27 protein-coding genes are annotated in these 25980 nt (G+C 52.9%); 7 read left to right on the top strand and 20 right to left on the bottom strand.

Annotation, left to right across the window (positions count from 1 at the left end; genetic code table 11):
* Window positions 1–43 precede the first annotated feature (43 nt).
* From IDM48_RS00520 to IDM48_RS00510, 3 genes are all read right to left on the bottom strand, one after another.
* Window positions 44–424 (bottom strand): DUF2304 domain-containing protein, encoded by a 381-nt coding sequence (locus tag IDM48_RS00520; protein WP_145175830.1) that lies wholly within the window; start codon window positions 422–424, stop codon window positions 44–46.
* Window positions 425–1165, bottom strand: coding sequence for a glycosyltransferase family 2 protein (locus IDM48_RS00515; RefSeq protein ID WP_068167835.1), 741 nt, complete (start codon window positions 1163–1165; stop codon window positions 425–427).
* A gap of 100 nt (window positions 1166–1265) precedes the next feature.
* A complete protein-coding gene (locus IDM48_RS00510; protein ID WP_190617557.1) occupies window positions 1266–3377 on the bottom strand; it encodes a DUF6541 family protein in 2112 nt (703 codons plus the stop codon).
* Window positions 3378–3627: 250 nt separating this feature from the next.
* On the opposite strand from IDM48_RS00510, the gene IDM48_RS00505 reads away from it, so the two are divergent.
* From IDM48_RS00505 to IDM48_RS00490, 4 genes are all read left to right on the top strand, one after another.
* Window positions 3628–5292, top strand: coding sequence for an alpha-keto acid decarboxylase family protein (locus IDM48_RS00505; RefSeq protein ID WP_145175839.1), 1665 nt, complete (start codon window positions 3628–3630; stop codon window positions 5290–5292).
* A gap of 148 nt (window positions 5293–5440) precedes the next feature.
* A complete protein-coding gene (locus IDM48_RS00500) occupies window positions 5441–6313 on the top strand; it encodes a low temperature requirement protein A (RefSeq protein ID WP_238397990.1) in 873 nt (290 codons plus the stop codon).
* Between the two features lie 126 nt (window positions 6314–6439).
* Window positions 6440–7003 carry a flavin reductase family protein gene (locus tag IDM48_RS00495; RefSeq protein WP_145175842.1) on the top strand — a complete coding sequence of 188 codons (564 nt, stop codon included), beginning with the start codon at window positions 6440–6442 and terminating at the stop codon, window positions 7001–7003.
* Window positions 7004–7019: 16 nt separating this feature from the next.
* Window positions 7020–8252: an acetylornithine deacetylase gene (locus IDM48_RS00490; RefSeq protein WP_145175845.1), complete on the top strand. Its 1233-nt coding sequence runs from the start codon at window positions 7020–7022 to the stop codon at window positions 8250–8252.
* Window positions 8253–8278: 26 nt separating this feature from the next.
* On the opposite strand, the gene IDM48_RS00485 is transcribed toward IDM48_RS00490, so the two are convergent.
* Genes IDM48_RS00485 through IDM48_RS00445 form a run of 9 tightly spaced genes read right to left on the bottom strand, consistent with a single transcriptional unit; the run spans window position 8279 to window position 15437 of the window.
* Window positions 8279–9346, bottom strand: a complete 1068-nt coding sequence (locus IDM48_RS00485) for a HoxN/HupN/NixA family nickel/cobalt transporter (RefSeq protein ID WP_068167823.1) — start codon at window positions 9344–9346, stop codon at window positions 8279–8281.
* 7 nt (window positions 9347–9353) lie between these two features.
* Window positions 9354–10262, bottom strand: coding sequence for an urea transporter (locus IDM48_RS00480; RefSeq protein WP_068167821.1), 909 nt, complete (start codon window positions 10260–10262; stop codon window positions 9354–9356).
* A 5-nt stretch (window positions 10263–10267) separates the two neighbouring features.
* Window positions 10268–11137 carry an urease accessory protein UreD gene (locus IDM48_RS00475; protein ID WP_068167820.1) on the bottom strand — a complete coding sequence of 290 codons (870 nt, stop codon included), beginning with the start codon at window positions 11135–11137 and terminating at the stop codon, window positions 10268–10270.
* Window positions 11138–11749: an urease accessory protein UreG gene (gene ureG, locus IDM48_RS00470; protein WP_068167819.1), complete on the bottom strand. Its 612-nt coding sequence runs from the start codon at window positions 11747–11749 to the stop codon at window positions 11138–11140.
* 24 nt (window positions 11750–11773) lie between these two features.
* Window positions 11774–12466 carry an urease accessory protein UreF gene (locus IDM48_RS00465; protein ID WP_145175848.1) on the bottom strand — a complete coding sequence of 231 codons (693 nt, stop codon included), beginning with the start codon at window positions 12464–12466 and terminating at the stop codon, window positions 11774–11776.
* Window positions 12466–12957 (bottom strand): urease accessory protein UreE, encoded by a 492-nt coding sequence (ureE, locus tag IDM48_RS00460; RefSeq protein WP_145175851.1) that lies wholly within the window; start codon window positions 12955–12957, stop codon window positions 12466–12468. The genes IDM48_RS00465 and ureE overlap by 1 nt, the downstream gene beginning before the upstream one ends.
* 10 nt (window positions 12958–12967) lie before the next feature.
* Window positions 12968–14683 carry an urease subunit alpha gene (gene ureC / locus IDM48_RS00455; RefSeq protein WP_068167811.1) on the bottom strand — a complete coding sequence of 572 codons (1716 nt, stop codon included), beginning with the start codon at window positions 14681–14683 and terminating at the stop codon, window positions 12968–12970.
* 11 nt (window positions 14684–14694) lie between these two features.
* Entirely contained in the window at window positions 14695–15123 is a 429-nt protein-coding gene (locus tag IDM48_RS00450) for an urease subunit beta (RefSeq protein ID WP_151147068.1), read from the bottom strand.
* An 11-nt stretch (window positions 15124–15134) separates the two neighbouring features.
* Window positions 15135–15437 carry an urease subunit gamma gene (locus IDM48_RS00445; protein WP_068167806.1) on the bottom strand — a complete coding sequence of 101 codons (303 nt, stop codon included), beginning with the start codon at window positions 15435–15437 and terminating at the stop codon, window positions 15135–15137.
* A 400-nt stretch (window positions 15438–15837) separates the two neighbouring features.
* Between IDM48_RS00445 and IDM48_RS00440 the strand changes: the two genes are divergently transcribed.
* The gene (locus IDM48_RS00440) at window positions 15838–16857 is read left to right on the top strand and encodes an MIP/aquaporin family protein (protein WP_190617555.1); all 1020 of its coding nucleotides are present in this window, start codon (window positions 15838–15840) and stop codon (window positions 16855–16857) included.
* Window positions 16858–16862: 5 nt separating this feature from the next.
* Here IDM48_RS00440 and IDM48_RS00435 read toward each other — a convergent pair whose 3' ends face one another.
* The 3 genes from IDM48_RS00435 to IDM48_RS00425 all read right to left on the bottom strand — a co-directional run bounded on the left by IDM48_RS00435 (window position 16863) and on the right by IDM48_RS00425 (window position 19968).
* Window positions 16863–17489 (bottom strand): VanZ family protein, encoded by a 627-nt coding sequence (locus IDM48_RS00435; protein WP_145175863.1) that lies wholly within the window; start codon window positions 17487–17489, stop codon window positions 16863–16865.
* A gap of 54 nt (window positions 17490–17543) precedes the next feature.
* A complete protein-coding gene (locus IDM48_RS00430) occupies window positions 17544–18719 on the bottom strand; it encodes an MFS transporter (RefSeq protein WP_068167794.1) in 1176 nt (391 codons plus the stop codon).
* Between the two features lie 220 nt (window positions 18720–18939).
* Complete coding sequence (locus IDM48_RS00425) at window positions 18940–19968, bottom strand: ornithine cyclodeaminase (RefSeq protein ID WP_068169737.1); 1029 nt, start codon at window positions 19966–19968, stop codon at window positions 18940–18942.
* 141 nt (window positions 19969–20109) lie between these two features.
* Here IDM48_RS00425 and IDM48_RS00420 point away from each other — a divergent pair, with 141 nt between their 5' ends.
* A complete protein-coding gene (locus IDM48_RS00420; protein ID WP_068169739.1) occupies window positions 20110–20541 on the top strand; it encodes an Lrp/AsnC family transcriptional regulator in 432 nt (143 codons plus the stop codon).
* Here the strand turns inward: IDM48_RS00420 and IDM48_RS00415 are convergent, their stop codons facing one another.
* The 4 genes from IDM48_RS00415 to IDM48_RS00400 all read right to left on the bottom strand — a co-directional run bounded on the left by IDM48_RS00415 (window position 20542) and on the right by IDM48_RS00400 (window position 23512).
* On the bottom strand, window positions 20542–22092 hold the full coding sequence (locus IDM48_RS00415) for an amino acid permease (RefSeq protein WP_068169742.1): 1551 nt from the start codon (window positions 22090–22092) through the stop codon (window positions 20542–20544). It abuts the gene before it with no gap.
* Window positions 22093–22251: 159 nt separating this feature from the next.
* The gene (locus tag IDM48_RS00410) at window positions 22252–22662 is read right to left on the bottom strand and encodes a hypothetical protein (RefSeq protein ID WP_068169744.1); all 411 of its coding nucleotides are present in this window, start codon (window positions 22660–22662) and stop codon (window positions 22252–22254) included.
* A gap of 26 nt (window positions 22663–22688) precedes the next feature.
* The gene (locus IDM48_RS00405) at window positions 22689–23081 is read right to left on the bottom strand and encodes a fluoride efflux transporter FluC (RefSeq protein WP_068169749.1); all 393 of its coding nucleotides are present in this window, start codon (window positions 23079–23081) and stop codon (window positions 22689–22691) included.
* A complete protein-coding gene (locus tag IDM48_RS00400) occupies window positions 23078–23512 on the bottom strand; it encodes a fluoride efflux transporter FluC (RefSeq protein WP_158004393.1) in 435 nt (144 codons plus the stop codon). Before IDM48_RS00400 ends, IDM48_RS00405 begins: the two co-directional genes overlap by 4 nt.
* Before the next feature lie 153 nt (window positions 23513–23665).
* Here IDM48_RS00400 and IDM48_RS00395 point away from each other — a divergent pair, with 153 nt between their 5' ends.
* Window positions 23666–24646: a sugar-binding transcriptional regulator gene (locus tag IDM48_RS00395; protein WP_068169754.1), complete on the top strand. Its 981-nt coding sequence runs from the start codon at window positions 23666–23668 to the stop codon at window positions 24644–24646.
* Between the two features lie 21 nt (window positions 24647–24667).
* On the opposite strand, the gene IDM48_RS00390 is transcribed toward IDM48_RS00395, so the two are convergent.
* The gene (locus IDM48_RS00390) at window positions 24668–25966 is read right to left on the bottom strand and encodes a carboxylesterase family protein (RefSeq protein WP_190617553.1); all 1299 of its coding nucleotides are present in this window, start codon (window positions 25964–25966) and stop codon (window positions 24668–24670) included.
* Between the last annotated feature and the right edge of the window lie 14 nt (window positions 25967–25980).

Raw genomic sequence — 25980 nt, 5'->3', positions numbered from 1 at the left:
ATGTTTGCCGGAGGCTAACATAACAGCTCTTTCGAATATCCTACTAAGGCCGTTGCTGTTCTTTATTTTCCAGCTGACGGACCCGATTAGTTAACTGCTCTACCAGAAGATCATTGATAGCCGTTTTTTCTGCCAAGATACGGGTGTCTTCCCCCATCTTGGACAGCGCCTGTGTGAGGTGCAAAGCTACGCCAATGAGCATAATAATCGCTAGCAGGAATAGCAGGTTTACAGGAGTTTCAATCCCCACGGCATCCGCTAGCCAATCAAGAAGCTTGGGGAAAATAACCAGAATAATGATGATAAAAGAAATAATCAGCCACAAAGCCGCATATTTCTCTTTCATTTTCTGATTACGGACCTGCACAAGAACCATCACGACAAGAATGATGGTCAAAATCAAGAAAAATAGGTTTGCCACCATTTAGGAATCCTTTACCGTACTCTTTTTACGAGTCATCGAGATAGCGAAAGAAAAGATTGAACGGACAAGATAAACGGCAGACTTCCAAGGGTTAGAGGAAGGCGTGCCTGCTTGACGTTCACGCATCTCTACAGGAACCTGCTTCACGGTAAGACCGGCACGAATCGCCATGACGCACGCGTCAATGCAGTCCCCCAGGTACTCTGCGGGGAGGTGCTCACAGTACTGGGCGATAGCTCGGCGGTTAGCAGCGCGGAAACCGCTGGTTGCGTCGGTAAATTTTTTACCCGAGATAGAGCTAAACATCCATGCCAGAAGAACCATTGCCCATTTACGAGGGCCCTTCACCGTGTAGTTATCGGCTTCAGCGAAACGTGAACCAATAGAGATATCGACGTCGTCTAAACCAGCAAGGACAGTACGGATACCCTTGGGGTCGTGCTGACCGTCTGCATCTACCTGAATCGCACGGTCATAATCCATCATGCGCGCGTATTTATAGCCAGTTCGCAGAGCACCGCCAATCCCCATGTTGTAGGGAAGATCAATCACCAAAGCGCCAGCTTCACGAGCGATAGCAGAAGTGTTATCCGAAGATCCGTCGTTAACCACCAAGAGGTCGACTTCGGGCATCATACGGAATAGCTCAGTAATAGTACCGCCAATAACCTCTTCTTCATTCCATGCGGGCATGATGATGAGGGTGCGCGGTTCACCGTGAGCTACGGATGAAACTTGCATAGGAATGGTGCTCTCCATCTGTACAAAGTTACGGGGTTTAACCTGTGAGAAATTGTTTCTTTAGTGTAACAGTTGAGTCTATAAAGACTCCGCATGTTCCTTATTCGCAGGCAGTGATCTCGTAGAGACCTACATTTCCTGATTTATAGACCTCTTTGAAGCCGGGGGTGTCTTTGATTCCCATCAGACCGGCGTAACGAATGGAGTGATCTGCATTCAAGATTTCCTGAGTACCAAAATCTACAACGTACTTGGCATCCAAGCTCTCTAGAGCTGGGCACACTGCGGAGTTACTTTGCCAGTCTTTGAGGTGGAGATCCACCATATCGGTCTGGGGCGTATCTACAAAGTTCGTATGGTACGCATTTACTTCTCGCCCGCTCACGGCATAAGTCAAGGCTGCGCCCGTCCATGGTTGCACAATAACGGCGTCTCCTTCTGGCACATAGTCATCAATATGATCTAGCACGTTATATTCATCAGGAGTAAGCAAAGCGGAGTCCGCTTCCGGCGCATACGTCCAGAAGGTATCGTGAATATATTTTTCGAGCGGTTTAGCTGTTTGACCACCCCAGATGAGCACGCCGGTAAGAAGGACCGCCAATACCAATGACGCCACCGTAGGGGTATGAGACGAGCGCAAAGTATCGCCTACAGCAACGGATGAGGAACCGCGGCGGCGGAAAGAAGCGATTGCGGATTCCAACCATGTAGATGAGCTAACCCACCGTGTGAGGAAATCAATCCCCAGCGCGCCCAAAGGAATCATCAGCATAGGAAGCATGGCGGCGATCCGGTAAGCATCGTGATACCACACGCCTACTACCCAGTCCCGGCCTTCATCCCAGGTGAGGTAGCGTGCTGCCATGTAGAACCAGCAGAGCACTCCGAAAGAGCCAAGTAGCCAGAGAGACCGGTTACGGGTTCTTATCAAGGCATAAATTCCACATGCCATCAAAATCGTAACGAACCACAGCGAGGGCCAGCCCATAATGCCGTTAGTGATGAATTCACCGAATGATTGCGACTGAGAAGCTGAGGGCTCCCATCCACCTGATTCTTTGGGAGGTCGGACAATACCCCACAGGTAACTAATAAGCCAAAGGATGCCCGCAATTCCAGCAATCTGAAGAATCACCATAATCCAAGACGTAAGACCTTGAACGGCGGCTTTAAGCTGAAGGAGACCGCGGGTAACAAAAATGGGGATGAGTAGAACAAGTAGCGACATCATCGCATTGGGGTGAGCAATAGCGATGCCGAGCGCGATAAATAGTCCCAAGAAAATGGTCTGAGTCACGGTCATGCGGGTCTTCATAGCCAACCGGAACATCTGCGCCACAACGGCAAGCCCAACCGGGGTTATTGAGAGGGCAAGCAAGTTAGGGTAAAGCACCCCAAAATTCAGCAGGAGGTAGGGGAAGGCCACAAACGCTGCTGCGAGAGGCCCAAGCGCGAGAATACCGAATTTATTGAGATTCAAGGTGTGGCGTGCAAAGAAAATCAGGCTGATAGGCCAGATGACGGCGCCTATCAATACGACCAATGCATTGGTTACTACCGGAATTGAGACGCCGGTTGCCATAAACATGAGCGACCCAAGGTCATGCCAGGCTGCAGGATAGAAATCCGGGGTCTCGTTGCCGGAAGTCATGGAGGCTATAAAAAGGGAAGAACCATTGCCGTGATCGACAACGTAGCGGAGAGCGTTGAGGTGGAAATTCGCATCGTAGGTCTGTGAAATCCACTCGGGTTGACCGACCGAGTTCGTTACATTTCTTGCCAGCAATATAGCGCCGATGGCGAAGCTCACCCAGTAGAGAGCCTGTTCACGGGAGAACCAGCGAGATTCCGCCAGCGGAGAGAGTGAAGAATCGGCCGCGCGGCTCGCAACTGCATCATGCGAATCTGAGTACGCAGCCAACCGAGCCGAACGACGGCGTCGCCCGCCCAGCGCGTCGACTCCCCTCTGAATCAGGAAGCCCAGCAGAGCGATTAGAGCGGCGAAAGCAAACGGAACCCAGAGAGCCCACCGCACCCCCGCCATCGGCGCGACAATCGCACTAATAGCGACCATAGCGACAGAAAGAGCAGGAGCGATACCAAACGCGTCAATACCTCGCATTTTGAGAGCGGCAGCCACCATTAAACCGGGGATAAAAACCACCAGAAGCCCCACCAAAAAGGGCGCGGTAATAGCCAGCCAACTCATAGGAATCCTCCACCATGAGGGTTTTGCCCTCAAAAGTTATTTATTCTGCAGTCTTACCAGTGTAACCGGCAGACCTGAGAGGTTCCGGGCGTTAATGTCTCCACACGCACCCGTTATGGCTCACAATGCAGACCCATTTTGCGCTAAGTGACTAGGGTTACAATCTGCCGTACTATGTGGGATGGGCGCCTCAGGCGCAAAAATACGCGAACTGCCCGGGCGGGCCCGGGCTTGATAGACAAAGGACATTATGACTTACAACGTTGGCAATTATCTTCTTGATCGCCTTGTAGAACTCGGTGCTACCGAAATTTTCGGCGTACCTGGCGACTTCAACCTGCACTTTCTCGACGACGTCCTCGCCCACGAAAACCTCGAGTGGGTAGGTAACGCTAACGAACTCAACGCCGGTTACGCCGCTGATGGTTACGCGCGCGTACGCGGCATCGCCGCCATCTGCACCACCTACGGCGTGGGCGAGCTCTCGGCAATCAACGCAACCGCTGGCTCTTATGCAGAAAACGTGCCGGTTATCCATATCGTGGGCGCCCCAGGCACTTCCTCTCAGCAACAGCACGGACGTATGCACCACACCCTGGGCGACGGCGATTTCATGCACTTTGTTCGCATGGCACGCGAGGTCAATTACTCGGTAGCGGTTCTTGACCGCGCTACCGCAACCAACGATATTGACCGCGTCCTGCGCGAGGCTGTACTTCACCGCAAGCCCGGTTATCTAATGCTCCCCGTCGACGTAGCTCGCACTCCCGCGACCGCGCCCTCTGCACCCCTGGATGTCACCACCCGCCTCTCAGCGCAGGACGTCGAAGAGGACTTCCGAGTAGCAGCAACCGAGTTCCTCAAGGGCAAGAAGACCGCTGTGCTTGCCGATATTATGACTGAACGCCTCGACGCCGTCGAAGAACTCAATGACTTTGTGACCAGCACAAACTTCCCCTTTGCCTCTATTCTTTGGGGCAAAGCAATGCTCGATGAAACCCTGCCTAACTACGCTGGTATCTACATCGGCGCGCTTTCCGAGGAATCCACCCGCAAGGTAGTGGAAGAAGCTGAAGTTCTCATCAGCTCCGGCGTGGAGTTCACCGACACCACCTCGGCGCACTACTCCCACCAGATTGATCCTGCCCGCGTCATCGATTTGGGTGCCCGCGGTGCAACCATTGCAGGTAAGGTTTTTGCGCCCTTGGCTATGGCAGATGCCCTGCGCATCCTCAAGGACGCCGCAGCCGAAGCTGGCGCCGTCGCCATGGATTTCGCGGGCTCTGAAAACGACACCCAGCTACCTGAAGTCTCTGACTCGCCGCTGAAGCAGGATGAACTCTGGGCACTTCTGCCCGCCCACCTCGACGCCCACAACACCGTGGTTGCAGATATGGGCACCTCGTTCTTCGGCATGGCTAACCAGAAGTTCCCCGAAGATTCCCGCTTCATCGGCATGCCACTGTGGGGTTCGATTGGCTACTCCATCCCCGCACTACTTGGCGCGGCAATGGCAGACCGTGATTCCCGCGGGGTCTTGCTCGTTGGTGACGGTTCGGCACAGCTCACTATCCAGGAACTCGGAACCATTATCCGAGAAGGTATCAACCCGGTGATGTTCGTCATCAACAATGACGGCTACACCATTGAGCGTTCCATTCACGGTCCCGAGGCAAAGTACAACGACATCACCGCCTACAACTGGCAGCAGATTCCCGTGGGCTTTGGCGCTACAGAGAAGAACTCTGTGATTCTGCGAGCGACGACCTCCCGCGAACTGGTGGATGCGTGCAAGGTCGCCGGTGAAACTCGTGACAAACTCGTCTTCATTGAGGTAGTAACCGATAAGGACGACATGCCTCAGCTTCTGCGCGACTTCGGCGCGCACGTCGAAAAGATGCACAAAAGCGCATAGTGCCAGGCACCCTTAACTTTGGTCAATTTTTGCGCGATATGAGTCCCATATCGCGTAGAAATTGACCAAAGTTTTAAAACGCCCTCTAGACTAGGGAATAGTCTTTGTTGAGACCCTTTATTTGAGGGCCAATTTGGGGGATTCCCCATTGAGTAACACAGCATCTCGTTTCGGGCTTACGCCCATGCGACCCCGCCATCCCCACGAGCCGCACCGCGCTACTAGCTCACTTGAGCTCTTCTTCGACCTCGTGTTCGTCATCGCGGTAGGCGGCGCCGCGTCCAGCTTCCATCACGCCCTCACCGGAGACCATGTGCAACACGGCGTCGTAGGGTTCATTGTTATGTTCTTTAGCATCTGGTGGGCGTGGGTGAACTTCACCTGGTTCGCAACCTCTTTCGACTGCGATGACTGGTTGTATCGAGTCCTAACCATCTTCCAAATGGGTGGTGTTATTGTTTTCTCCACCGGTATTCCCGCGGGGTTCGACGGCGATTTTCGCATAGTAGTTGCCGGTTATGTGATTATGCGTATCTGTATGGCAACCCAGTGGTTCCGTGCTGGGCTCACCAACCCCGAATACCGTGCCACCGCTTTCCGCTACGGCTGGGGAATTCTCGCAGTACAGGTGTTGTGGGTTCTGCGCCTCATCTTTATTGCCGATAGCGCCCTAGGTCTGCCTACCTTTATTCTGCTGGGGCTCGCTGAGATTGCAGTTCCAATTTTTGCTGAACAGAAAAAGCTCACTCCGTGGCCCCCTCACCACAATGCGATTACCTCATTCCGAAGCTCCCTCACCTACGGCTACGTTCACTATTTTGTATTCGCCAGTGCCGCCGCTTTCGCTGCGGGTATCGAACTGCTGGTGGACGTCGAAACCGGCCGCTCCCACCTCACTGAACGAGGCGCTACCCTTGTTTACTTTGACATCCTTATCCCTTTTCCTGCGGTATGGACGACGTGCGTGCTGATCGCCATGGTGGCGATACTGGTGGCGCGAAACAAGTCGGTCGACGCATAGCATTACGCCCTCTACCGTAATAATCCAAGTCTGATTACACAAAACGCAATATCATGGCGCACGGCAGGGTCTGCGTTCTAGGGTTTATTTAAGGTAAAGCCATATTGCAGCCGCAAGGAGTTAGTTTTGGCGCAGAAAACCACAGGTTCCCCCGCAGAGACGGTAGTTCTCGATGCGGAAAACGAGCCGTCAAAATCAGACTCGGAACTGTTCAAAGAGACATTCGGCGCTCAAGCAGCAGGCGTTGCGATTGTTACTGCCCAGGGGATTACCGGCGAGCCGGCGGGGTTGACCATTTCGTCACTGTCGTCTGTTTCTGCCGATCCGCCAATGGTTGCTTTTTCCTTCCAAAACCGCACCGGGTCGGCGGCAAAGATCGTAGATTCACCGTCGTTTCTAATTCACCTTATCAGCGGTGAAAACGTAGATATTGCCAAGAAGTTTGCCACCAGCAACTATCCTAAATTTGAGGACGAAACCACCTGGGGGTGGCTCCCTACCGGTGAACCCCTGGTGCACGGAATTAACCGCGTGTTCCGCGTTGAGCCGGTGTCGCGGGTAGATGCTGATCCTGCCGTCGTCTTCATCGCCCGCGTGACCGAATTTGTGCAGCATAATACCGATGAAATCACCCCGGTGGTTTATCACGCACGGAAGTTTCACCAGCTTGGCGACCACTACGTGATTTAGATTTTGAAAGGATCTTATGAGCAACCTTCCCGCTTCTTTTCCCTGGATTGAGAAACTTGTAGCCCTACCTACCGTGGCAACTACCCCTAACGATGAACTTCTGGCGGTAGTGAGCGAAGAATTTAAAAAGTACGGTTTTGAACCAACACTGACTTATTCAGACGACGGCGAGCGCGCCAACCTTTTCGTCACCATTCCCGCCGCGGATGGTTCAACCGATGGCGGACTGATAATTTCTGGGCATACCGACGTGGTTCCGGTAAAAGGTCAGCAATGGGATACTGACCCCTTTGAGGCGACTGTGAAGGGCGATAAAATCTTTGGTCGCGGCGTTGCAGACATGAAGTCTTATATCGCTGTTGCGCTGTGGATACTCCCCCGCTTTGCCGAAGCTAAATTGAAGAAACCTCTGCATTTTGCTTTTACCTACGATGAGGAAATTGGTTGTGTGGGTGCTCCTCGCATGATTGAAGAGTTCATCGCGCGGGGTATTAAGCCTGAGTTTGCGATTGTGGGCGAGCCTTCTTCCATGCGAGTTATTGCCGCACATAAGGGTGCGCATCGAGGGGTTGCTACGTTCCACGGTGTGGCAAAGCATGGTTCGTTGGCGTCGCACGGCGTCAATGCTTCGGCGTCTGCCGCCGAGTTTGTGGTGTTCCTCGAAGAACTTTCGGACGAATGGCTAGAGAAAGGCCCCTTCGATGAAGGTTTTGTAACCCCTTCTTCTACCATTGGTGGCAATGTGATTGACGCCGGTTTGCAGTACAACATTGTGGGTGAGGACGCGCGGGTGGAGTACGATTTCCGCACCATTCCGCAGATGTCTACTGAGAGCGTGGTGGAGCGTGTGGAGAAGCATCTCTTTGAGGTGATTTTGCCTCGTTTGCAGTGGCGGGCTGAACGCGCTGAGAAGCTTGCGGGTGCTGAGCCTGGTTCGCTCAAAGACCAGGTGAAAGTCACCCATGAGCTACTAGCTGCTGTGCCCGGGTTGAATACTCAAGAGGGCGACGAAATTTTGACGCTCGGTGCTGAGCTTATCGGCAAACCCGAGTCGGTGGAGGAACCTCTGGTTAAGGTTACCTACGGCACCGAGGGCGGTCAGTACCATCAGGCAGGTATCCCTGCTGTGATTATCGGCCCCGGCGATATTGCGCAGGCGCATACGGCTAATGAGTGGGTTGAGCTGAGCCAGATTGAGGAGTGCGAGCGCTTTATGGAGCGAGTGTTGAAGTGGGCGAAGGGCGAATAAGCCCGACGCCGCACCCCAGCGGTGCTTTAGGCTTGTTCCCCACGCGTCGTCCTGCCGCTGAAGTAGAACCAGAGCCATACCGCCACAAACAGTGCAACTAGCGCTAGACCGGCGTTGCCCAAATCTATTTCTGCAAGCCAGGTGGTCACTGGGTCGGTGAGCGAGAACAGCTCGTTGAAGAATCCGCCCAGGGTAATGATTGAGATGAACAGCGCCGAAAGTGCCGAAATTGAGGTAATGACGGCGTTGAATCGTAGACGGCGTTCAGATTTTTCGGTGGCTGTTGAGTAGAGCTTCATCATGCCCAGACCGTTGGTGGTATCACACAGGGTCATTGCTGCGGTGAAGGCAATGGGCAGCCCGATTAGTGCCAGCGGTGGGACTCCAGCAAGGGACGCGCTTACCGTCAGCACGAGAAGTCCGACGGTGGTAGCGGTGTCGAAGCCGAGCCCAAAGAGGAAACCAATCACAAAGATGTCGCGCGGGCGCTCAATCTTAGAGATAGGTTTACGCAGAATACGAGAGACGAGACCCCAGTTTTCGTCGCTGAGGTGGTGGGTGTGGCCTGCTTCAGCAGTGGATTCATGACGGCGTAACCGGCGAATGAGGCGGGTGGCAGTTCCGCCGTTGTAAAGCCCTAAAATGAGCAGGTAGAAACCCGATACTGCCGCGCCGATAAGCCCCAAGACGTGGTTCACGGGGTTTCCCTCTTCAAAAGCGCCGCTAATAAATTGGGCGCCGCCAACCACCATGATTCCTGCCAGGGTTACCACGAGCGAATGCCCCAGGCTAAAAGCAAAACCTACGGAGGCGGGCGACATGCCGTCAGCTACTAGTTTGCGAGTGGAATTATCAATAGCGGAGATATGGTCCCAGTCGTAGCTGTGCTTGAGGCCAGCAACATAGGCTGCGACCACAATTCCTATAGAAAGCGGTCTAACCCCAGGGGCGAGGGCACTGAGCAATAGCCCCGCCGCCAACAGGTGGAGCAATACGACTGCGCCATAGGTTGCGATAATTCGCGTGCGCAAAGGCAAACGGTGCCTATTGGTGACGTAACGGGTAAAAAGAGAACTATCGGTAGAAGCAGTCATATTCCTCCTAAATACTTGCGGGTTTTGAACGGGTCTCTGCTACCAGGAGCATCACGATCCACGTGGAAAGCAGGAAGGGCCAGGTGTACACGGGAATGACGGTTAGGGCCAAAAGCGCCTGGACGAGCCAGGTCAGAACCGTGCCCAGCAGGGCCAGCAGAATGCGGGTGGTGAGCGAGAGATGGTTGAGGAAGATGGTTCCCAAAGCGATAGAGACAAGCACCGCGCTGTAGCCGTAAAGACCGGTGGAAACGTCGTCCACGTTCATGGGTAAAGGCAGAATCACCAAGAAAAGTGCGCTCACGATGCTACCGAGCAGACCGAACAAGCCCACTTTCCAGGAACCGATGAACAAAGCCACGATGATGAACAGACCGGTCACCCATCCGTCGGTGAGAACTACTTCGGCAAATTCGTTGGCAATACCTAAGAAGGTGCCTACAAGCGGCTCCTCCGAGGACGACGGCGCACCGGTAGAAACCCAAGGCATCACCAGTGCAAACAACAAACCGGCTACCGTACAAAAAGGTGCGGTCGAGACGGGAAGTTGAGCATTACGCAATCCCGGCAGGGCAAAGATTTTCTGGAAAAGACGATGTACCGGAATGCAGGATAAAGCGCCGATAATCGTCAGCAGAATGCCAGCTTTCCAACTATCTAGCTCATATCCGAGTACAGCACCCACCAGGGCCCCATTGTACCCCATGAGCCCTTGGGTAGCTTCTTCACCAGCGTCGAGCAACCAGGCACCGAAAGCCTGAACCGCGCTACCGAATAGCACGAGAGTTGCCATGCGCACGTCAAAAATGCCGATGCCGATTAGAATGAGCAGCCCGGTCCAGCTATTAGAGAGAAAGAAAATTTGCGAGACGCCCTGCAGCACGCTGCGAACCGCCGTCATAGTAAGTGAGTTCATGGAACCTAAAATTTTCTGAGATTAAGGGGAGATTGACCGCGAACTTCTTCACGTACCGCGTCGATGATGGCAGTATGCAATGCCGAAACCGCGCCGGTTGAACGGGCAAGAGTACGGATAGATATGCACTTGACGCCATATACTTCACCGGTACCTGCCCGGCTCACACCGGTATACGTATCTGATGCTTCAGCAAGCACACGAATTTTCTCAAACAGCTCATCGTCTAAACGTCGGTCCGCTAGAAGAAGCTGCCCGGTATGGGTGAAGCCCTCCATCATGCCCAGACCAGAAATCTTTTGATCAGCATGGGGCATTAAGCGCAGCTGATCGACGACGAGGCGTTTGAGCTCGTTCTCCCCTTCCACCTTTACTTCGGTGCGGGTATTGAGTTCGTCGTAACTGAAATCAGTTTTTTCCGGCGACCAGCCGGGGGTAATGATTTCGGAAAGAAGCAGAGTAGAAGTGGGGTGCATCTGTACCGAGGTCACCTGCCGGTAGGAGCCTTCGCGGTAGACGATGAGCTGATCCGGTACGTACTCGAAGACAGAGTTCTCTCCCACCGTAATGTTCATCTGCTGAAAGGCAGGGCCCTGCGGGGTCTTATAGACCTTGGTGGCGGACTGGGTGGTCACCAAAAGTTCAGAGTTCTTCTCTGTCTCAAACTCTAGGAGGTAACGGTCTGCACCAAAGTAGGCGCCACCGGGGTTGATAACCGTGTAGGTCACCTGTCCGTTGGCGTCCAGGTAGTGCGGGCGGATAATCCGCAGAGCGCCCTCGTGATACTGGCGGCGCGCAAAGGAGCGCCCCGATTCAGCAGCTTCCACGCGCATCTGCAGAATACCCGCCCACTTCTCAGCTGGTTTCTGCTGCATTTAGGCAAGATCCTGCATGAGAACGTCGTGGCGAATCCACTGCAAAATCTGCTCCAAGCCTTCATCGGTTTTCAGGTTGGTGAAAGCAAAGGGCTTATCTTTGCGGAACTGCTTAGAGTCAGATTCCATGACGGACAGGTCAGCGCCCACGTGAGGAGCCAAGTCGGTCTTGTTGATAACGAACAGATCAGACTTAATCATGCCCTGACCAGCCTTGCGAGGAATCTTTTCGCCCTGCGCCACGTCAATAATGTAAATCGAGAAATCTACCAGTTCGGGGCTGAAAGTAGCCGAAAGGTTATCGCCACCGGACTCCACGAAAATGAGCTGAAGATCAGGAAAACGCTTTTTCAGCTCGTCAATCGCTGCCTCGTTCATCGAGGTATCTTCGCGGATAGCGGTGTGAGGGCAACCGCCGGTTTCCAAACCGATAATACGATCCTGGGGCAGAACAGAGTTCTTTGCCAAAATCTTGGCGTCTTCAATCGTGTAAATATCGTTTGTAATAGCAGCCATTGAAATCTCGTCGCTTGCAGCACGAGAAATACGTTCAATGAGCTGAGTTTTACCGGCGCCCACAGGGCCGCCAATTCCAACAATAATGGGATCCATTGTTATCTCTTCTTTCAAAAACTATTAGCTCATAAACAAGCGGGCACGCTGATGTTCGTGCCGCATTTGAGCAATCTCTAAGCCGGGTGAGATGGCTCCAAGGTCGTTATAGCCCAGCTCTGCCGATGCTTTAACAGCTTGTTCTACCCATTCTTGGGCGCCTCGAATCACGCGCTGACCGGCATTCTGCCCCAAAGGGATACCGCGTACAGCGTTCTGGGTCAGCGAAATGAGGGTGGCGTAGACGTGCGCGGCAACCGCGTCGTCCTCCTCCACCCCTAGTTCTCGCGCCAAAATTGCCCAGACGAGCGCCTGGTGCGCGTACATTTCACCCTCGCTGACTTTCTCAGCGTAAGTTGAAATCCACTCGCTGGGATAAGACTCTGCCCCCAGAAAGAGTAGACGCTTACCCATGGTGATACCGCCATGGCGGATCTGCGTGGGTAGCGCCTGCGCGGTAATCAGCTCGTCTAGGTCAACGATGTCGTCAAAAGTTTTGGCGGCATACACCAACCTGATAGCCAGCGCATCGGTAAAGGTCAGCTGCTGACTAGCGAACATTTCAAGCCATGTGGAAAAGGTTTCTTCATCGATGATTTGTTCGCTGGTCAGGTAGGTCTCAAATCCCAGCGAGTGGGAGAACGCTCCTGTAGGAAGCGCCGAGTCCGTCAGCTGCATCATGCCCAGCAGGGCTGAGAGTTGCGGTGAACTCGCCATTAGTGAGTGTGCTCCGCATGCCTGAAGGGTACGGGCATAACTCGCTCTTGACGGGCGTAGGCAACCTCGTGGTGCTTGAGGAAGTCCTCCACCGTATGGTCGTACTGAACCACCATTACCTCTGCCTGGTATTCGCTATCTTCTGCAAAGAATTGTGCTTGCAGATGACGGTTTCCCAGGCTGTGCGCCACAAAACCCATCTCAAAAATGGACTCGGGGCGGATGACCAGGACGTCGGTTGGCAGAACCGATACCACTACGGCGTTCTTTTTCTCGCCGCTGGTATCAATCTGCAGAATATCGCCGTCCTTCAAATCCGGTGCCCCGGTAGGAAGACGCAACCCAAACTCCGTGTTGTGGTCGGTAGTGAGGCGCTGGATGCGCTTCACCAAGTCGGCACTAGGCAAAACGACCTTCTCCACATGAGCGTCAGCAACTAAAACCGCGCCCTCATCGGTGTGGGTATTGCCTAGAATCTTGTCAATAATCACTCAATTTTCCTTAGAACAAGAAGTAACGCTGCGCCAAAGGAAGCTCATTCTGCGGTTCACAGGAAATCACTTCATCGTTCACACGCACTTCGTAGGTCTCAGGATCCACAGAGAGCTTAGGAGTCTCACCATTGAACTTCAAATCTGATTTCTGAAGATCGCGGATGTTCTTGCACGCACGAACTACCTTCTTCAGACCGAGCTGGCGTGAAACTCCACCCCGCAGCGCAGCCTGAGAGATGAACGTAATAGAGGATTCGTGAACAGCCATACCGTATGCGCCAAATGCCTTACGGTACCAGCGGGGCTGAGGGGTAGGAATCGACGCATTAGGGTCGCCTACGATGCCGTGAACCATCTGACCCCCCTTGATAATTAGCTCGGGTTTTACCCCAAAGAACTGAGGTTCCCACAAAACGAGGTCAGCAAACTTGCCTTCTTCGATGGAACCCACAACATGTCCTATCCCCTGTGCAATAGCGGGGTTAATGGTGTATTTGGAGATATAGCGCTTAATACGGAAGTTATCGCTCTTGCTGTTCTCATCTTCCGCCAACTTGCCGCGCTGCTTCTTCATAGAATCAGCAACCTGCCAGGTACGCAGAATAACTTCACCCACGCGGCCCATTGCTTGAGAATCAGAGGAAGTCATGGAGAATACACCCATGTCCTGCAGAACGTCTTCCGCAGCAATAGTCTCTTTACGAATACGGGAGTCAGCGAAAGCAACGTCTTCAGGGATTGAAGGGTTCAGATGATGGCAGACCATCAACATGTCTGAATGTTCTTCGATGGTGTTGACAGTGTAGGGCAAAGTGGGATTAGTGGATGCTGGCAGAATATTGTGTTCAGATGCCAATTCGATGATGTCAGGGGCATGACCACCACCGGCACCTTCCGTGTGGAACGTGTGTATAACACGCCCGTCGATAGCTACTTTGGTGTCTTCCACAAACCCCGCTTCATTCAGGGTATCGGTGTGGATAGCAACCTGCACATCGTACTGATCCGCTACCTGCAGGGCAGTATTAATAGAGGATGGCGTTGCCCCCCAGTCCTCGTGAACCTTCAAGCCAATAGCGCCGGCACGAATCTGCTCCGCCATCGGAGAGATAGAAGAACCGTGACCCTTACCGAGCAAACCAAAGTTCATGGGGAACTCTTCAAAAGAGCGCAACATGTTCTGAATATTCCATTCACCAGGAGTGATGGTGGTCGCTTTAGAAGACTCACTGGGACCAGTGCCTCCACCAATCATGGTAGTAATGCCGGAGGTCAGCGCAGTTTCGATTTGGTCAGGGCTGATGAAATGGATGTGGGTATCGATACCTCCTGCAGTGAGGATTTTTCCTTCGCCGGAAATAATATCGGTTGCCACACCGATAATGATATCCACACCCTCCATGGTGTGAGGGTTGCCGGCTTTACCAATTTTCTGGATATGGCTGTCACGGATAGCAACATCCGCTTTATAAATACCGGTCCAATCGATAATGATGACGTTAGTAATCACCAAGTCAGGAACGTCTACATCACGCACTAGATGACTGTTTTGACCCATACCATCGCGCACCACTTTGCCGCCACCGAAAACTGCTTCTTCACCGGGGGTGGTGAGGTCTTTTTCGATTTCAGCAAATAGCTCGGTGTCTCCTAGACGAATTGCATCCCCAGTGGTAGGGCCAAAGAGGCTGGCATAACGGTCTCGCTTCATTTCAAAGCTCATAATTTAACCCCTTACTCGCTCTCTTGAGTTTCGTTCGAGAAATCTTCACGTTCCTGAAGCGGGTCGGGCGCATCGCCCGCTACGGACTTATGCCGGATGCCCTCGTCTTGTCCGAAAATGGCAGGAGTATGAGGGTCAAGAGGCCCATCAACAAGGTCTCGGAAACCATAGACGATGCGGTCGCCACCGAGCGGAATCAGCCGAACGGTGGTGGTATCGCCAGGTTCTAGCCGAACTGCGGTACCCGCAGGAATATCTAGACGGTAGCCAACCACTTTTTTACGGTCGAACTCAAGCGCCCTGTTTGCCTCAGCAAAATGGTAGTGAGAACCTACCTGAATCGGGCGATCGCCGCGATTGGTAACTTCAATTTCGATTGCTTCTCGGCCCTCGTTGCATACGACAGGCTCATCATTCAGTTTGTATTCACCGGGGATCATGACTGCCCCTCCTATCGAATGGGGTTGTGAACGGTCACAAGCTTGGTGCCGTCAGGGAATGTTGCCTCTACCTGAACGTCATCAATCATTTCGGGCACGCCTTCCATGACGTCGTCACGGGTGAGGATAGTGCTACCCCAACTCATGAGGTCAGCTACGGAGCGCCCGTCGCGTGCGCCTTCGAGGATTTCGTAGGTGAGGATGGCAATTGCCTCCGGGTAGTTAAGTTTGAGATTTCTCTTTTGGCGTCGGCGTGCTAGGTCGGCGGCCACAACGACGAGGAGTTTTTCCTGGTCTTTAGGTTGTAGATGCATAGGTGCTCATTTCATTCTTTACACATAACTGGCCGAGATGTCTCAGTCTGCTTTTTTATTATGCACCCGTTCAAGGAATGAAAAGGCAAAAAATGCTGAATCTCGATTGGAGTTACCTGTGATTATGCAGATGTTGTCTGGTTGTTCATACAGGGGCAATGAAGGCTGCTTCCCTCCGATGGCAGAGCGCGGACTCTGCGGCTCTTTCCCGCAAAAGACAAAGAAGTATAGTTCATCACACTTTTAAGAAAAATCTTTGTAAGCTCGCATAGGTGCATTTTGACCCTTTCAAACACACCTTGCACCGGGTTTACTTTCAGGCTTTGATTAACACATAAACACAACTGAAGCCACACATTTACACATTCAGTAAGTGGCTCCCGCCGGAAGGTTTAGCCCCGTGTACACCATTAGCCCCTACCTCGCAGAGTTCCTTGGAACCATGATTATGGTTATTATTGGCTGCGGCTCCATTGCCACGGTCGAACTCCGCCGCTCTAAAGGCCACGGCGACAACTTCTTTACCATCGCCTTCGGCTGGGGCTTCGCCGTCGCATTCGGCGTCTACGCCTCCCACGCCTACTCCGGTGGTCACCTCAACCCGGTAGTAACGCTAGGGCTCGCAGTGTATGGAGAATTCGACTGGGCAATGGTCCCCGGTTATATGATCGCTCAACTGGGCGGAGCGATGGCAGGTGCCCTCTTCGTTTGGCTCAATTACCTTCCCCATTGGAAAGCTACCGCTGATTCAAAAATCAAACTTGGTGTTTTCTCTACCGTGCCCGCTATTCACAACTACTTCACCAACGCTCTTTCGGAAATCATTGGTACTTTTATGTTGGTTTTCTCCGCTCTGTATGTGGGAGTGAACTTCACCCCGACACTTGAAGGTTCTGCGCTAACCCTCAACCTCAATCACGTGCTCAAGCCCCTGGCGTACGGCTTCATGGTTGCAGTACTGGTCGTTGGCCTCGGCGGACAAACCGGGTACGCGCTGAACCCCGCCCGCGACCTAGGCCCGCGCATCATGCACGCCCTATTACCCATTAGCGGCAAGGGTTCATCTCGCTGGTATTACTGCTGGGTTCCTATTTGTGCACCTTTTGCCGGCGGTTCCATGGCAGGTGCTTTCTTCCAGCTCTACTACCACGGTCGAGTTACACCCTTCCTCTTTATTACATCGGGGTTCGCGCTGCTCGTCCTGCTCTTTGGCTGGTGGGCGAACCAGCACATGTACATCTCCCGTTCGGCGGAGATTATCCCTGAGCCTGAAAATACTGAAGCGACGGCGGCGTCGGCAGCGGCAACCTACATGCCCACCGGATCAATTCCAGTAGTTGAAGGTAGCCCTCTGATGCCAGCCCCCACCAACGCACGCGTCAATGTGCAGACTGGGCGCGGACGCTCGGGCAAAGAATAGCTGCGCTATCTGGACCGAGATTCTCTTTTATTTTGAGGGGAAGACTTTGGGCGGAAACGCATATATGCCCCTACCAGTAGCCAGCCAATCATGGCGCCGAGGGTATTAGTAATCATGTCATCGACGTCGAAGGTGCGGTAGCGGCAGGGGTAAATACCCCAGATGCCCGTGAGCTGGGTAAGTTCAATGAGTAAGGTTGCGGCGAAACCGCTCAGCAGTGTTGCGCGGAAATTCATCTTATATACTGCACGGGCTATAAATCCCCAGGGCACAAAGAGAAGCACGTTCAGGTAGATTTGCACGAACCACCACGTAGCGAACCTCAGGACGCCGCGACCCTCCGTATTACGCAAGGCGAATTCCACACTCCACCCGGGAAAGAAACGCGGGTAATTGAGGCCTGTTCCGCATTGAAAAGTTTGCGGATCAGGCAAGGGCAAAAACGTAAATGAAATAATACCTACCGCATAAAGCAACACGATGGGCATAATAATCATGCGTCGGGCAGGAATTTTTCCATAGCGTTTGCGGTATATCAGGGCGGCAAGAGGTAGAGCAATCACGGCAATAATCAGCCATATAGTGATTGCTTGAATCAGAATGGGAGTCCCCCAGCTGACCATGAAATGCATTGTTCCCCTAGTGGGCGCGTAAGTATGAGCGACGACCGTCCGAGCGTCCCCAGTTTACCCCACAGATGAGGGAGAGGGGTCTGTTTTCTTTTTCATTCCCCAGATTAGCGCTCCTGCCACGAGGGTTGCGACTCCTCCGAGAGTAAAGAGACGCTCCATACTGAGATTGGTCAGCGCAAGCCCGTTGAGCATCGACCCGGCGGTCTGTCCTACCGCGATTGTAGCGAAAAGGATACCAGTTGCCGCACCTACAGCACGGGGCCACGATTGACGGCCGAGTTCAATCGTCAAACCGGTAACCACGGTATAAAACGCCCCAAACAATGCGCCCGAAAGAACAGCGAAAACCACATTGGAACATAGCGGTAGGCAAAGAATTGAAAGGCCAAGAATTACCGAACAAAGGGTCCATGAAAGTTTTAATCCCATTCTTGATGCCACATCACCCGCTAACGCGCCACCAATTCCTGCCACCCCGATAGCGCCCCAGAACAGTAGAGACTGAAAATCGCTCAGACCGCCTTGCTCCTCAGCTAATGCGCGCCCGTAGGTCCAGTAGACGGAGCTTCCTGCACCCATCAAAATCGTCAACAGAATTGGAAAGAGAAGGGCACGCCATTCGCCCCGGGCTTCGTCGCTCGAACCGCCTGCCGCCGTCGCAGGTGAGGAAGTTTTGAGTCTCAAAAACCATAAACACACCACGCAGGCTAAAACCGCAGCCACCACAAAGACGAGCCTCCAACTGGAAACTGCCAGCAATATGCCGGTAGAAATTGCAACACCAATTCCCGTACCCGCATTGGCAATCGACTGCGCACGAGCCTCTTGGGCAGGGGAAATTTCTTGCGCCAACCTATAAGCGATAGCTCCCGAGCTGAAACCTGCGGCAGCTCCAGCCACACCAATTCCGCTCATAAATAAGGGGGCAGACGACGACATCGCCACCATCAGAGTTCCAACTGTTGCGGTAAGAAGCACCAGAAGAACACTTGTTTTCCATCGACCGCTATTCAAAAGCCGGCTACTTACGAAGCAAGCAAGCACATAGGTCAGAAAGCTAAGCGATGACGCTAGACCAATTTCAGCACTCGTGGCTACCTGATCTTCTACGATGCGCGGGGTACTCAGCCCCAGAGCAAAGCGCGCCATTCCATAGGAGACTGCCACTACTGATGCTCCCGCAACCACCAGACGGCGTTGGTCTGAGGGCATCTGTTCTGTATCGCGCATCGTTACCTTATGTCGTCGTGAAAATAATATGCAGGCTTACTTCTTTAAGAGTACCCCATCCCCCCCCGAAATATCAGAAAAGTAAACGAGCTACTATTTCGAGACGGTATCTCGCGTTTACTTTTCTGGTACCTCATACGAGGTACTCCGTTAAAGCAGATTTCCCCGGCCATCACATGATGACCGGGGAAATCTCTAGCTCAAGGCTCAGCTAAAAGTTTTAGCCTACGGGAGAGTTCACCTTGACGAGTGAGAACAAGTCGCGGGGATCCTCAGGCTCAGCCACAAGGTCAATGAACTGCTGAAGGTCAGAGTCCTTAGTTGCATCTGAGCAGTAGCGCAAAGCAGAGAAGTCAGAGATAGCGAAGCCAACAGAGTCAAACAGGGTGATTTCCTCGTCTGAGCTACGTCCAGTTGCCGCGCCGGTGAGAACCTGCCAGAACTCAGTCACGGGGAAGTCCTCGTCCTTCTGCTGAATCTCACCCTCGATACGAGTCTGCGGCGGGAATTCCACAAAGACGGTGGAGCGATCAAGGATAGCGCCGTCAAGTTCGGTCTTGCCGGGGCAGTCACCGCCGACAGCGTTCAGGTGCACGCCGGGCTTTACCTGGTGGTCGGAAAGAATGGTATTCTGTGCCTTGTCTGCGGTGCAGGTGGTAATGATATCGGCATCGAGAACAGCGTCATCTACCGATTCAGCCACGCGGATATTGAAGCCAAGGGGCTCCATGTTGCGGCGGAACTTCTCGATAGAGGCAGGCTCAATATCGTAGATAGTGATGTCTTCAATACCCAAGAGTGCGCGGAAACCAAGCGCCTGGAATTCAGACTGAGAACCTGCGCCAATCATCGCCATCCGCTTGGAGTTAGGGCGAGCTAGGTATTTAGCAACAAGAGCCGACGCCGCAGCTGTACGAAGAGCAGTCAGCAGAGTCATTTCCGCAAGGAAAACAGGATAGCCGTTATCTACGTCTGCGAGCAAACCAAACGCGGTGACGGTCTGGAATCCACGAGCAGGGTTAGACGGGTGACCGTTGACGTACTTGAAAGAGTAAATCTCATGGTCAGAGGTGGGCATTAATTCAATAACACCGAAAGGGGTGTGGCTTGCCACGCGGGGAATCTTATCGAAACTTTCCCATCGCTTAAAGTCATCTTCAATGTACTTGGCCATTCCGCCAATAATATTTTCAACGCCATCGCGCTGAATCCAGTGAGCCATGCTCGATACGTCAACAAACTGGGTCATGTGTTTTCCTCTCAAAACTCGTTGCACCGGGAAGGAGGCAGAATTTAAGTTTATGGCCAAAAATGTAAAGTCAACATAGGCAGGTTAAGTTAATTTGCATCGAAAATGAACAAAGTGCTAAGTGACAGTTATTATATTGTCATGATTGAGCTCACTGTCTTGGAACATAAACTGATTACGCTTCTTCGTGAAAATAGTCGCACCTCGGTTTCAGCCCTTGCTGAGGAGTTGCATGTTTCTCGTGCGACCGTCACCAAGACAATGGCGCGCCTGGAAAACAATGAAACTATTCTCGGCTACACGGTTCGCACGCATAAACGTCAAGCAACTGGTCTACTTCATGCCACTAGCTGTATTGAGGTGGAGAATCGGACCACCCGTTATGCCATCGCTCAACTTAAAGGAATCCCCGAAATTCGAGCTATTCACACCACTAACGGGGCATGGGATCTCATTGCCGAACTTGAATGTAAAGATTTGCTCGATTTTGACCGTGTGTTACGCAAAATAAGAGAGGTGCAGGGAGTCAGCAATTCGCAAACCTCCCTGCACCTCAATTCAGTAGAGTGCTAGTTATTCACTCTCGTGAAATTCATTGTGTACTCGGGGGGTTTGGGTATGAACTGAATCCGAGCCAGGTGTACGCGCAATGACGGGGAACTCGCCTGTGTAGCCTTCGCGAACTGCGGCAACCTCATAGACACGCTGACGTACGAGGAACCATCCGCCCCATAGAAGTGGAATCACTACCAAGAGTGAGATTAAGGTCCATGTTCCTACCGGGTAATCAAAAGCAATAAGAACCATTACAAGAACGATAAAGACGATAACCGCCCAGTCACTGAACTTACCGCCAGGAGCCCGGTAGCTGGGTCGGCTATAGCGGCCCTCTTTCACCAAGCTCAAGAATTTCTGGTGAGCCAGCACAATAGCTGCCCAGCTTGCCATGGTGCCGATAGCTGCAATGTTTAAAACAATTTCGAATGCCTGCGCCGGCACAAAGAAGTTGAGTGCCACACCAAAGAGTGCCACCACTGCGGTCAACAAAATACCAGCGACGGGGACACCGCCCTTGGACATCTTTGCTGCAAACCGAGGAGCTGAGCCTGCCACAGCCATCGAGTGAAGAATGCGCCCGGTGGAGTACATTCCAGCATTCATAGAGGAGGCTGCCGCAGTAATAACAACTAGCTGCATGATGGGTGCCGCATACTCAAAACCAACTGATTCGAAGAAGGTCACAAAAGGAGATTCATCAGCGGTGTATTGATTGTAAGGAAGAAGCAAGCACAGAAGGATAACGGATCCCACGTAGAACACGGCGATACGCAGAACTACCGTGTTGATAGCACGAGGGATAACGCGCTCTACATCTTGCGCTTCACCAGAGGTGGTGCCCACCAGCTCAATACCTGCGTAGGCGAAGACAACACCTTGAACCACAATTACCGCTGCTAGCAAGCCGTTAGGAAGCATGCCGCCAGCTTGGGAGATGAGTGAGAAACCGGTGGGTTCGCCTGAAGGGCTACCGAAAATCAAGAAGCAGATACCCACGACCATAAAAATCAAGAGCGCGGCAACCTTAATCAGCGCAAACCAGAATTCCATTTCGCCAAAAACCTTAACGGAAACCAGATTCAAGGAAACTACTGCTAACACCACGATAAGCGCTACAACCCACTGTGGAATCGAAGCAATGAACTCGCTATACTGCCCAAACCAAGCAATATAGATAGCAATTGCCGTGGCATCAGCTACCGCGGTCATTGCCCAGTTAAGCCAGTACAGCCAACCCGAAACATAGGCGGCTTTTTCGCCATAAAATTCGCGGGTATAGGAAACGAAAGAGCCCGAAGAGGGTCGGTGAAGAATAAGCTCCCCCAGGGCACGCAGAATGAGGTATCCAAAGAAACCACAGATTGCGTAAATGATAGCTAGAGATGGGCCTGCGCTTTCAAGGCGGCCACCAGTACCCAAAAAAAGACCGGTACCAATAGCAGAGCCAATGGCAATCATCTGAATCTGGCGTGGTCTGAGACCTTTTTGGAAACCTTCTTGCTCATGAGCAAAAGGATCCGGAGGGATACTGCCCTCTACAGAATTCAGCGAAGAATTAGGAGACATCAGGGAACCCCAATCGAACGGCGTGCGCAGGTGCGCAGGGACTTTGGACTTAATTCAAGTTGTTGATTCCCGGTGCAAATGGTCACAACTTTTAGTCAGGCTACTTAGAACTATAACCTGCGGCTCCCTAAAAATGTAGTTTATATCTCATTTTTAATCTTAGACGAGAGACTGTATAGCCCCCTCAATCTCGCTAATAAGCCGCTCCATCGTAGAAATAAAGTATTTTTCTGTGACCGTCTGTCCCTGTTGTAGTAAAGACAATGCTGAGTTTTCAAAAGGGGTAGCATTCAGATTCGCACCGGTGAAAACGCCAAAGGACGAACCTGAATGCGCAGATTCCTTTTCCTTCTCTCGCGTGAGCACAAACCCGTACTGGGTTGATTCGGACCAGCTGATATTCAGCACATAGGTGAGCGAGCCATCCTCAGATACTTGACGCCAGGTGAGGTCGGCGTCGTCCAAATATTCGCCGTCAATTTCAAGCCCTCCCTCATATTCCAGCTCCCAACCGTGCTTGCGGGCGAGTTGAAAGGCGGTTTCTTTGATGCCGGTCTGTTGCTTTTTCATGGGCTTAAGCCTACCGGGCAAAGAAGCTATGCGGTCAGGCCCATTCCCAGCGCAGCCGCGACAATACAGAGAATCGCCTGGGCGAGCCAAGCAAAGATAAACACCCCCGGACGACGAGCGGAGGCGGCAGTTACGGCGTCGACCATCGCAGTGGAGAACGTGGTGAAGCCACCCAAAAAGCCAGTGCCAGCAAGAAGAACAAACGTGTGGACGATGTCGTCGCCAAATAAACCGGCAAGCATCCCGGTTGCACCAGTGAGAGCACCCAGGAGAAAAGAGCCGGTGAAATTTATCAGGAATGTACCCAGAGGTATTCGTTGCCCGAGGGTAGTTTTCTTCGCCGCGCCGTCGAGAGTGAATCGGAGCCATGCACCAGCTCCCCCGCTGATAAATACGCCGAGGAAAAGGAGGAAATTCATAAGCCCTCCCCTACTTTTTTGGTAGCCAAAGACACTCCACGACGTCGTGCGGCGGCAGATCCCAGTCTCGTTCCTAGCAAGCAGACAAGAAGTCCCAGGAGTAGCGTCGTCCCGCTGTAAAACCAAAAAATCTGTGGGTTTTCAGAGAGCAAGCCCACCGACTGCACCGAGAGTGCCGAATAGGTGGTGAAGCCGCCCATGAAACCGGTTCCGAGGAACAAACGGGCAATTTTTCGGCCTCCTTGTTCTGCGCCTAGACCCGTTAAAAAAGCGAGCAAAAAGCCGAGGCAGAAAGCACCCAATACGTTGATTGCCCACGTCATCTGAATAACCGTGAAAGGTAAACCCAGGGTCAGTAGCCAACGTATGCTTGCGCCCAAGCCGCCGCCCAAAAACACGAGCAATCCTGGAGGAAATTTCTGACTTTTCACCCTCCTAATTTATCCTATGTTTCCTCTTCCCTAACCTGCAGGTTCGGACAAAATTGTGCTGGGTGACATCCTTACCCATAAACTCAATACATAGACTTTTCATCATGAGATTTCGATGGCTACATCATTCGGGGCAGAGAGAAACGAGAGAACATGGCACCTTCACCGCAGCGTCTGCACCGTTCAAACACCTCTGACGAGCGCGAACGCGTGAGCCTGCTCTTGAAGGTAGCGCGCATGTACTACGAAGAGGGCGCCACGCAGGCGCAAATCGCTAAGCACGTGGGTTACTCTCGCCCCACCGTGTCCCGGCTTCTGACCGAGGCACGTGAGGAAGGTGTGGTTCACATCCGCATCACCCACCCGCTAGAGCGAGCGATGTCCATAGAGAAAGCACTTGCTGAAAAGTTTGGGCTTATCGGAGCCCGAATTGCTGAGTCTAAGGTCCTTGGAAATCTTACCCAAAACGTAGCGCGATGCGCCGCCGACTACCTCATCGAGACCTCTCCTGAAGATTCCGTGATTACCGTTTCCAACGGGTTCGCAGTGAACGCCACCATCGAGGCGATGCCGCGTATGAACTGGCTGGCCTCCCGCGTGATTCAGGCGATCGGATCGGTCAGCAACGAAGAAGTACAGGTTGACGCATCGGAAACCTGCCGCCGTCTTGCCGGTCAACTCGGCGGGCGCCATATTGCGCTGCCCGCTCCTTTGGTGGTTTCCGCTCCGGAGGTTGCCTATTCGCTCATTCAGAGCCAGCAAGTCGCAGGGATTCTGCACTACGCAGCGACCGCTGACACTGCCCTGGTAGGTATCGGAACTATTGAGGACCGGAAAAAGGGTTACATTTTTGACGGCTACGTCGAAGAAGAAACCAGCGCCATTCTTCAACGTGATGGCGCAGTAGGGCACATTTGCGGTCACCACTTCAACGCCCAGGGTGAGCATATTGTGACGCCCCTTTGTGCCCGCACCATCGGCATTAACCTTAAGCAGATTAGGCGGCTGCCGCGCGTCGTCGGTGTTGCCTGGGGTGAGCATAAGCTCGATGCCATCCGTGGGGCTCTGCGGGGCAAGTTGGTATCGGTGCTGATTACAGACCGGGCGACGGCGGAAGCACTGCTCGAAGACTAAAATCTTAGGGCTCTCCCCTAGCTACGCAAACTCAATTCGCGCACGCTCAGCCAACTCGGAACGAATCACTCCCGAGCGGGCAAACTCTGCCCAGATGGCGCGTAAAGCCCGTCCTTGCTCCGCCCGCTCGTTCGGGTAGGAGCCCGCGAGTAACTTATCGCCGTCCCAGCAGGAGTTTTCAAATAAAAGAGCAAGCTCGGTACAGTGCGCCGAGTAGTGGTAGTTTAGCGGATGCCCCACCCGCAACAGATAGGAAGTGGCGTTTCCGCCTGCGGCTCGATGACGACGCACAAAACGGCGGGCGGGCTCAATGTACATCTCACACGAGCCCTTTTCCACCAATAACTCAGCAACCTTCTGCGCCATTTTCCCCAGGTATTTCGGCGGTTGAGGCACAAAATATGCTGATTCGCGCATATTAGCGCCTATAAGAACATCTACCCGTTGAGCAATCTTTTTCCATGCATCTTCCACCTGCTCAACATTCGGCAAAGGATAGTGCCCGTATAACGTACCAAACGGCATCATCGCCGAATATAAACCGTCATAAATCGGGCTTTGCACGAGCATCTTCCACCCGCGCTCTGCAAAAATTTCTACTGGTGCATCGGCAGGAATGTCAGAGGTCTTCTTCACCATCGCAGCGGCGAGTTTTTGCTTGCGATTCACCAGCTCAATCGGCGCGCTCTGACAAATAGTGCGATGGACTAAACCTTCATCCACCACACCTTCGGCGAGTAAAAGCTGGGTGACCAAATCGCCGCCAGCAGACTGCCCGAACAGGGTTATATTTTCTGAATCCCCACCAAATGCCGAGATATTCTGTTTTACCCAGCGCAATGCCTCCCGCGCGTCCAACAAACCAAGGTTGGCAGGGCGCTCTTTCGAGCCACCCAAAAACCCCAGCAGACCTAGCCGGTAAGTCACCGTAACCACCACAACCCGCTCGTCTGCCACCAAGCGAACAGGGTTATAGCGTGCGCCGTCGCCGCTACCCACCACGTACGATCCGCCATGAAAATAGACCATGACCGGCAACTTTTCAGAGGGTGCAACATCGGCAGGGAACACTATAGAGAGATTTTGGCACTCCTCGCTCATCAGTACCGACTGACGGATATCCCCGTCCTTACCGCGCAAAAACTGTGGCGCAGCTGGGGCAGGAGAATCTGCTACAAAAGGATCTCCAAAGTCAGCTAGACGAACTGAACGGGGATAGCGAAAACGCTCGGCACGCGCATAGGGAATACCTGAAGCGCGCACTACAGCGCCGTCTTCCACCGCTAACAGAGTGCCCACTGGAGTCTCAACGGGGCGCATTCCTGAATCCTTCA

The sequence above is a fragment of the Rothia amarae genome, from assembly GCF_014705945.2.
GTDB classification, from domain to species: Bacteria; Actinomycetota; Actinomycetes; order Actinomycetales; family Micrococcaceae; genus Rothia; species Rothia amarae.
This window is presented reverse-complemented; position numbering and strand designations above follow the sequence as displayed.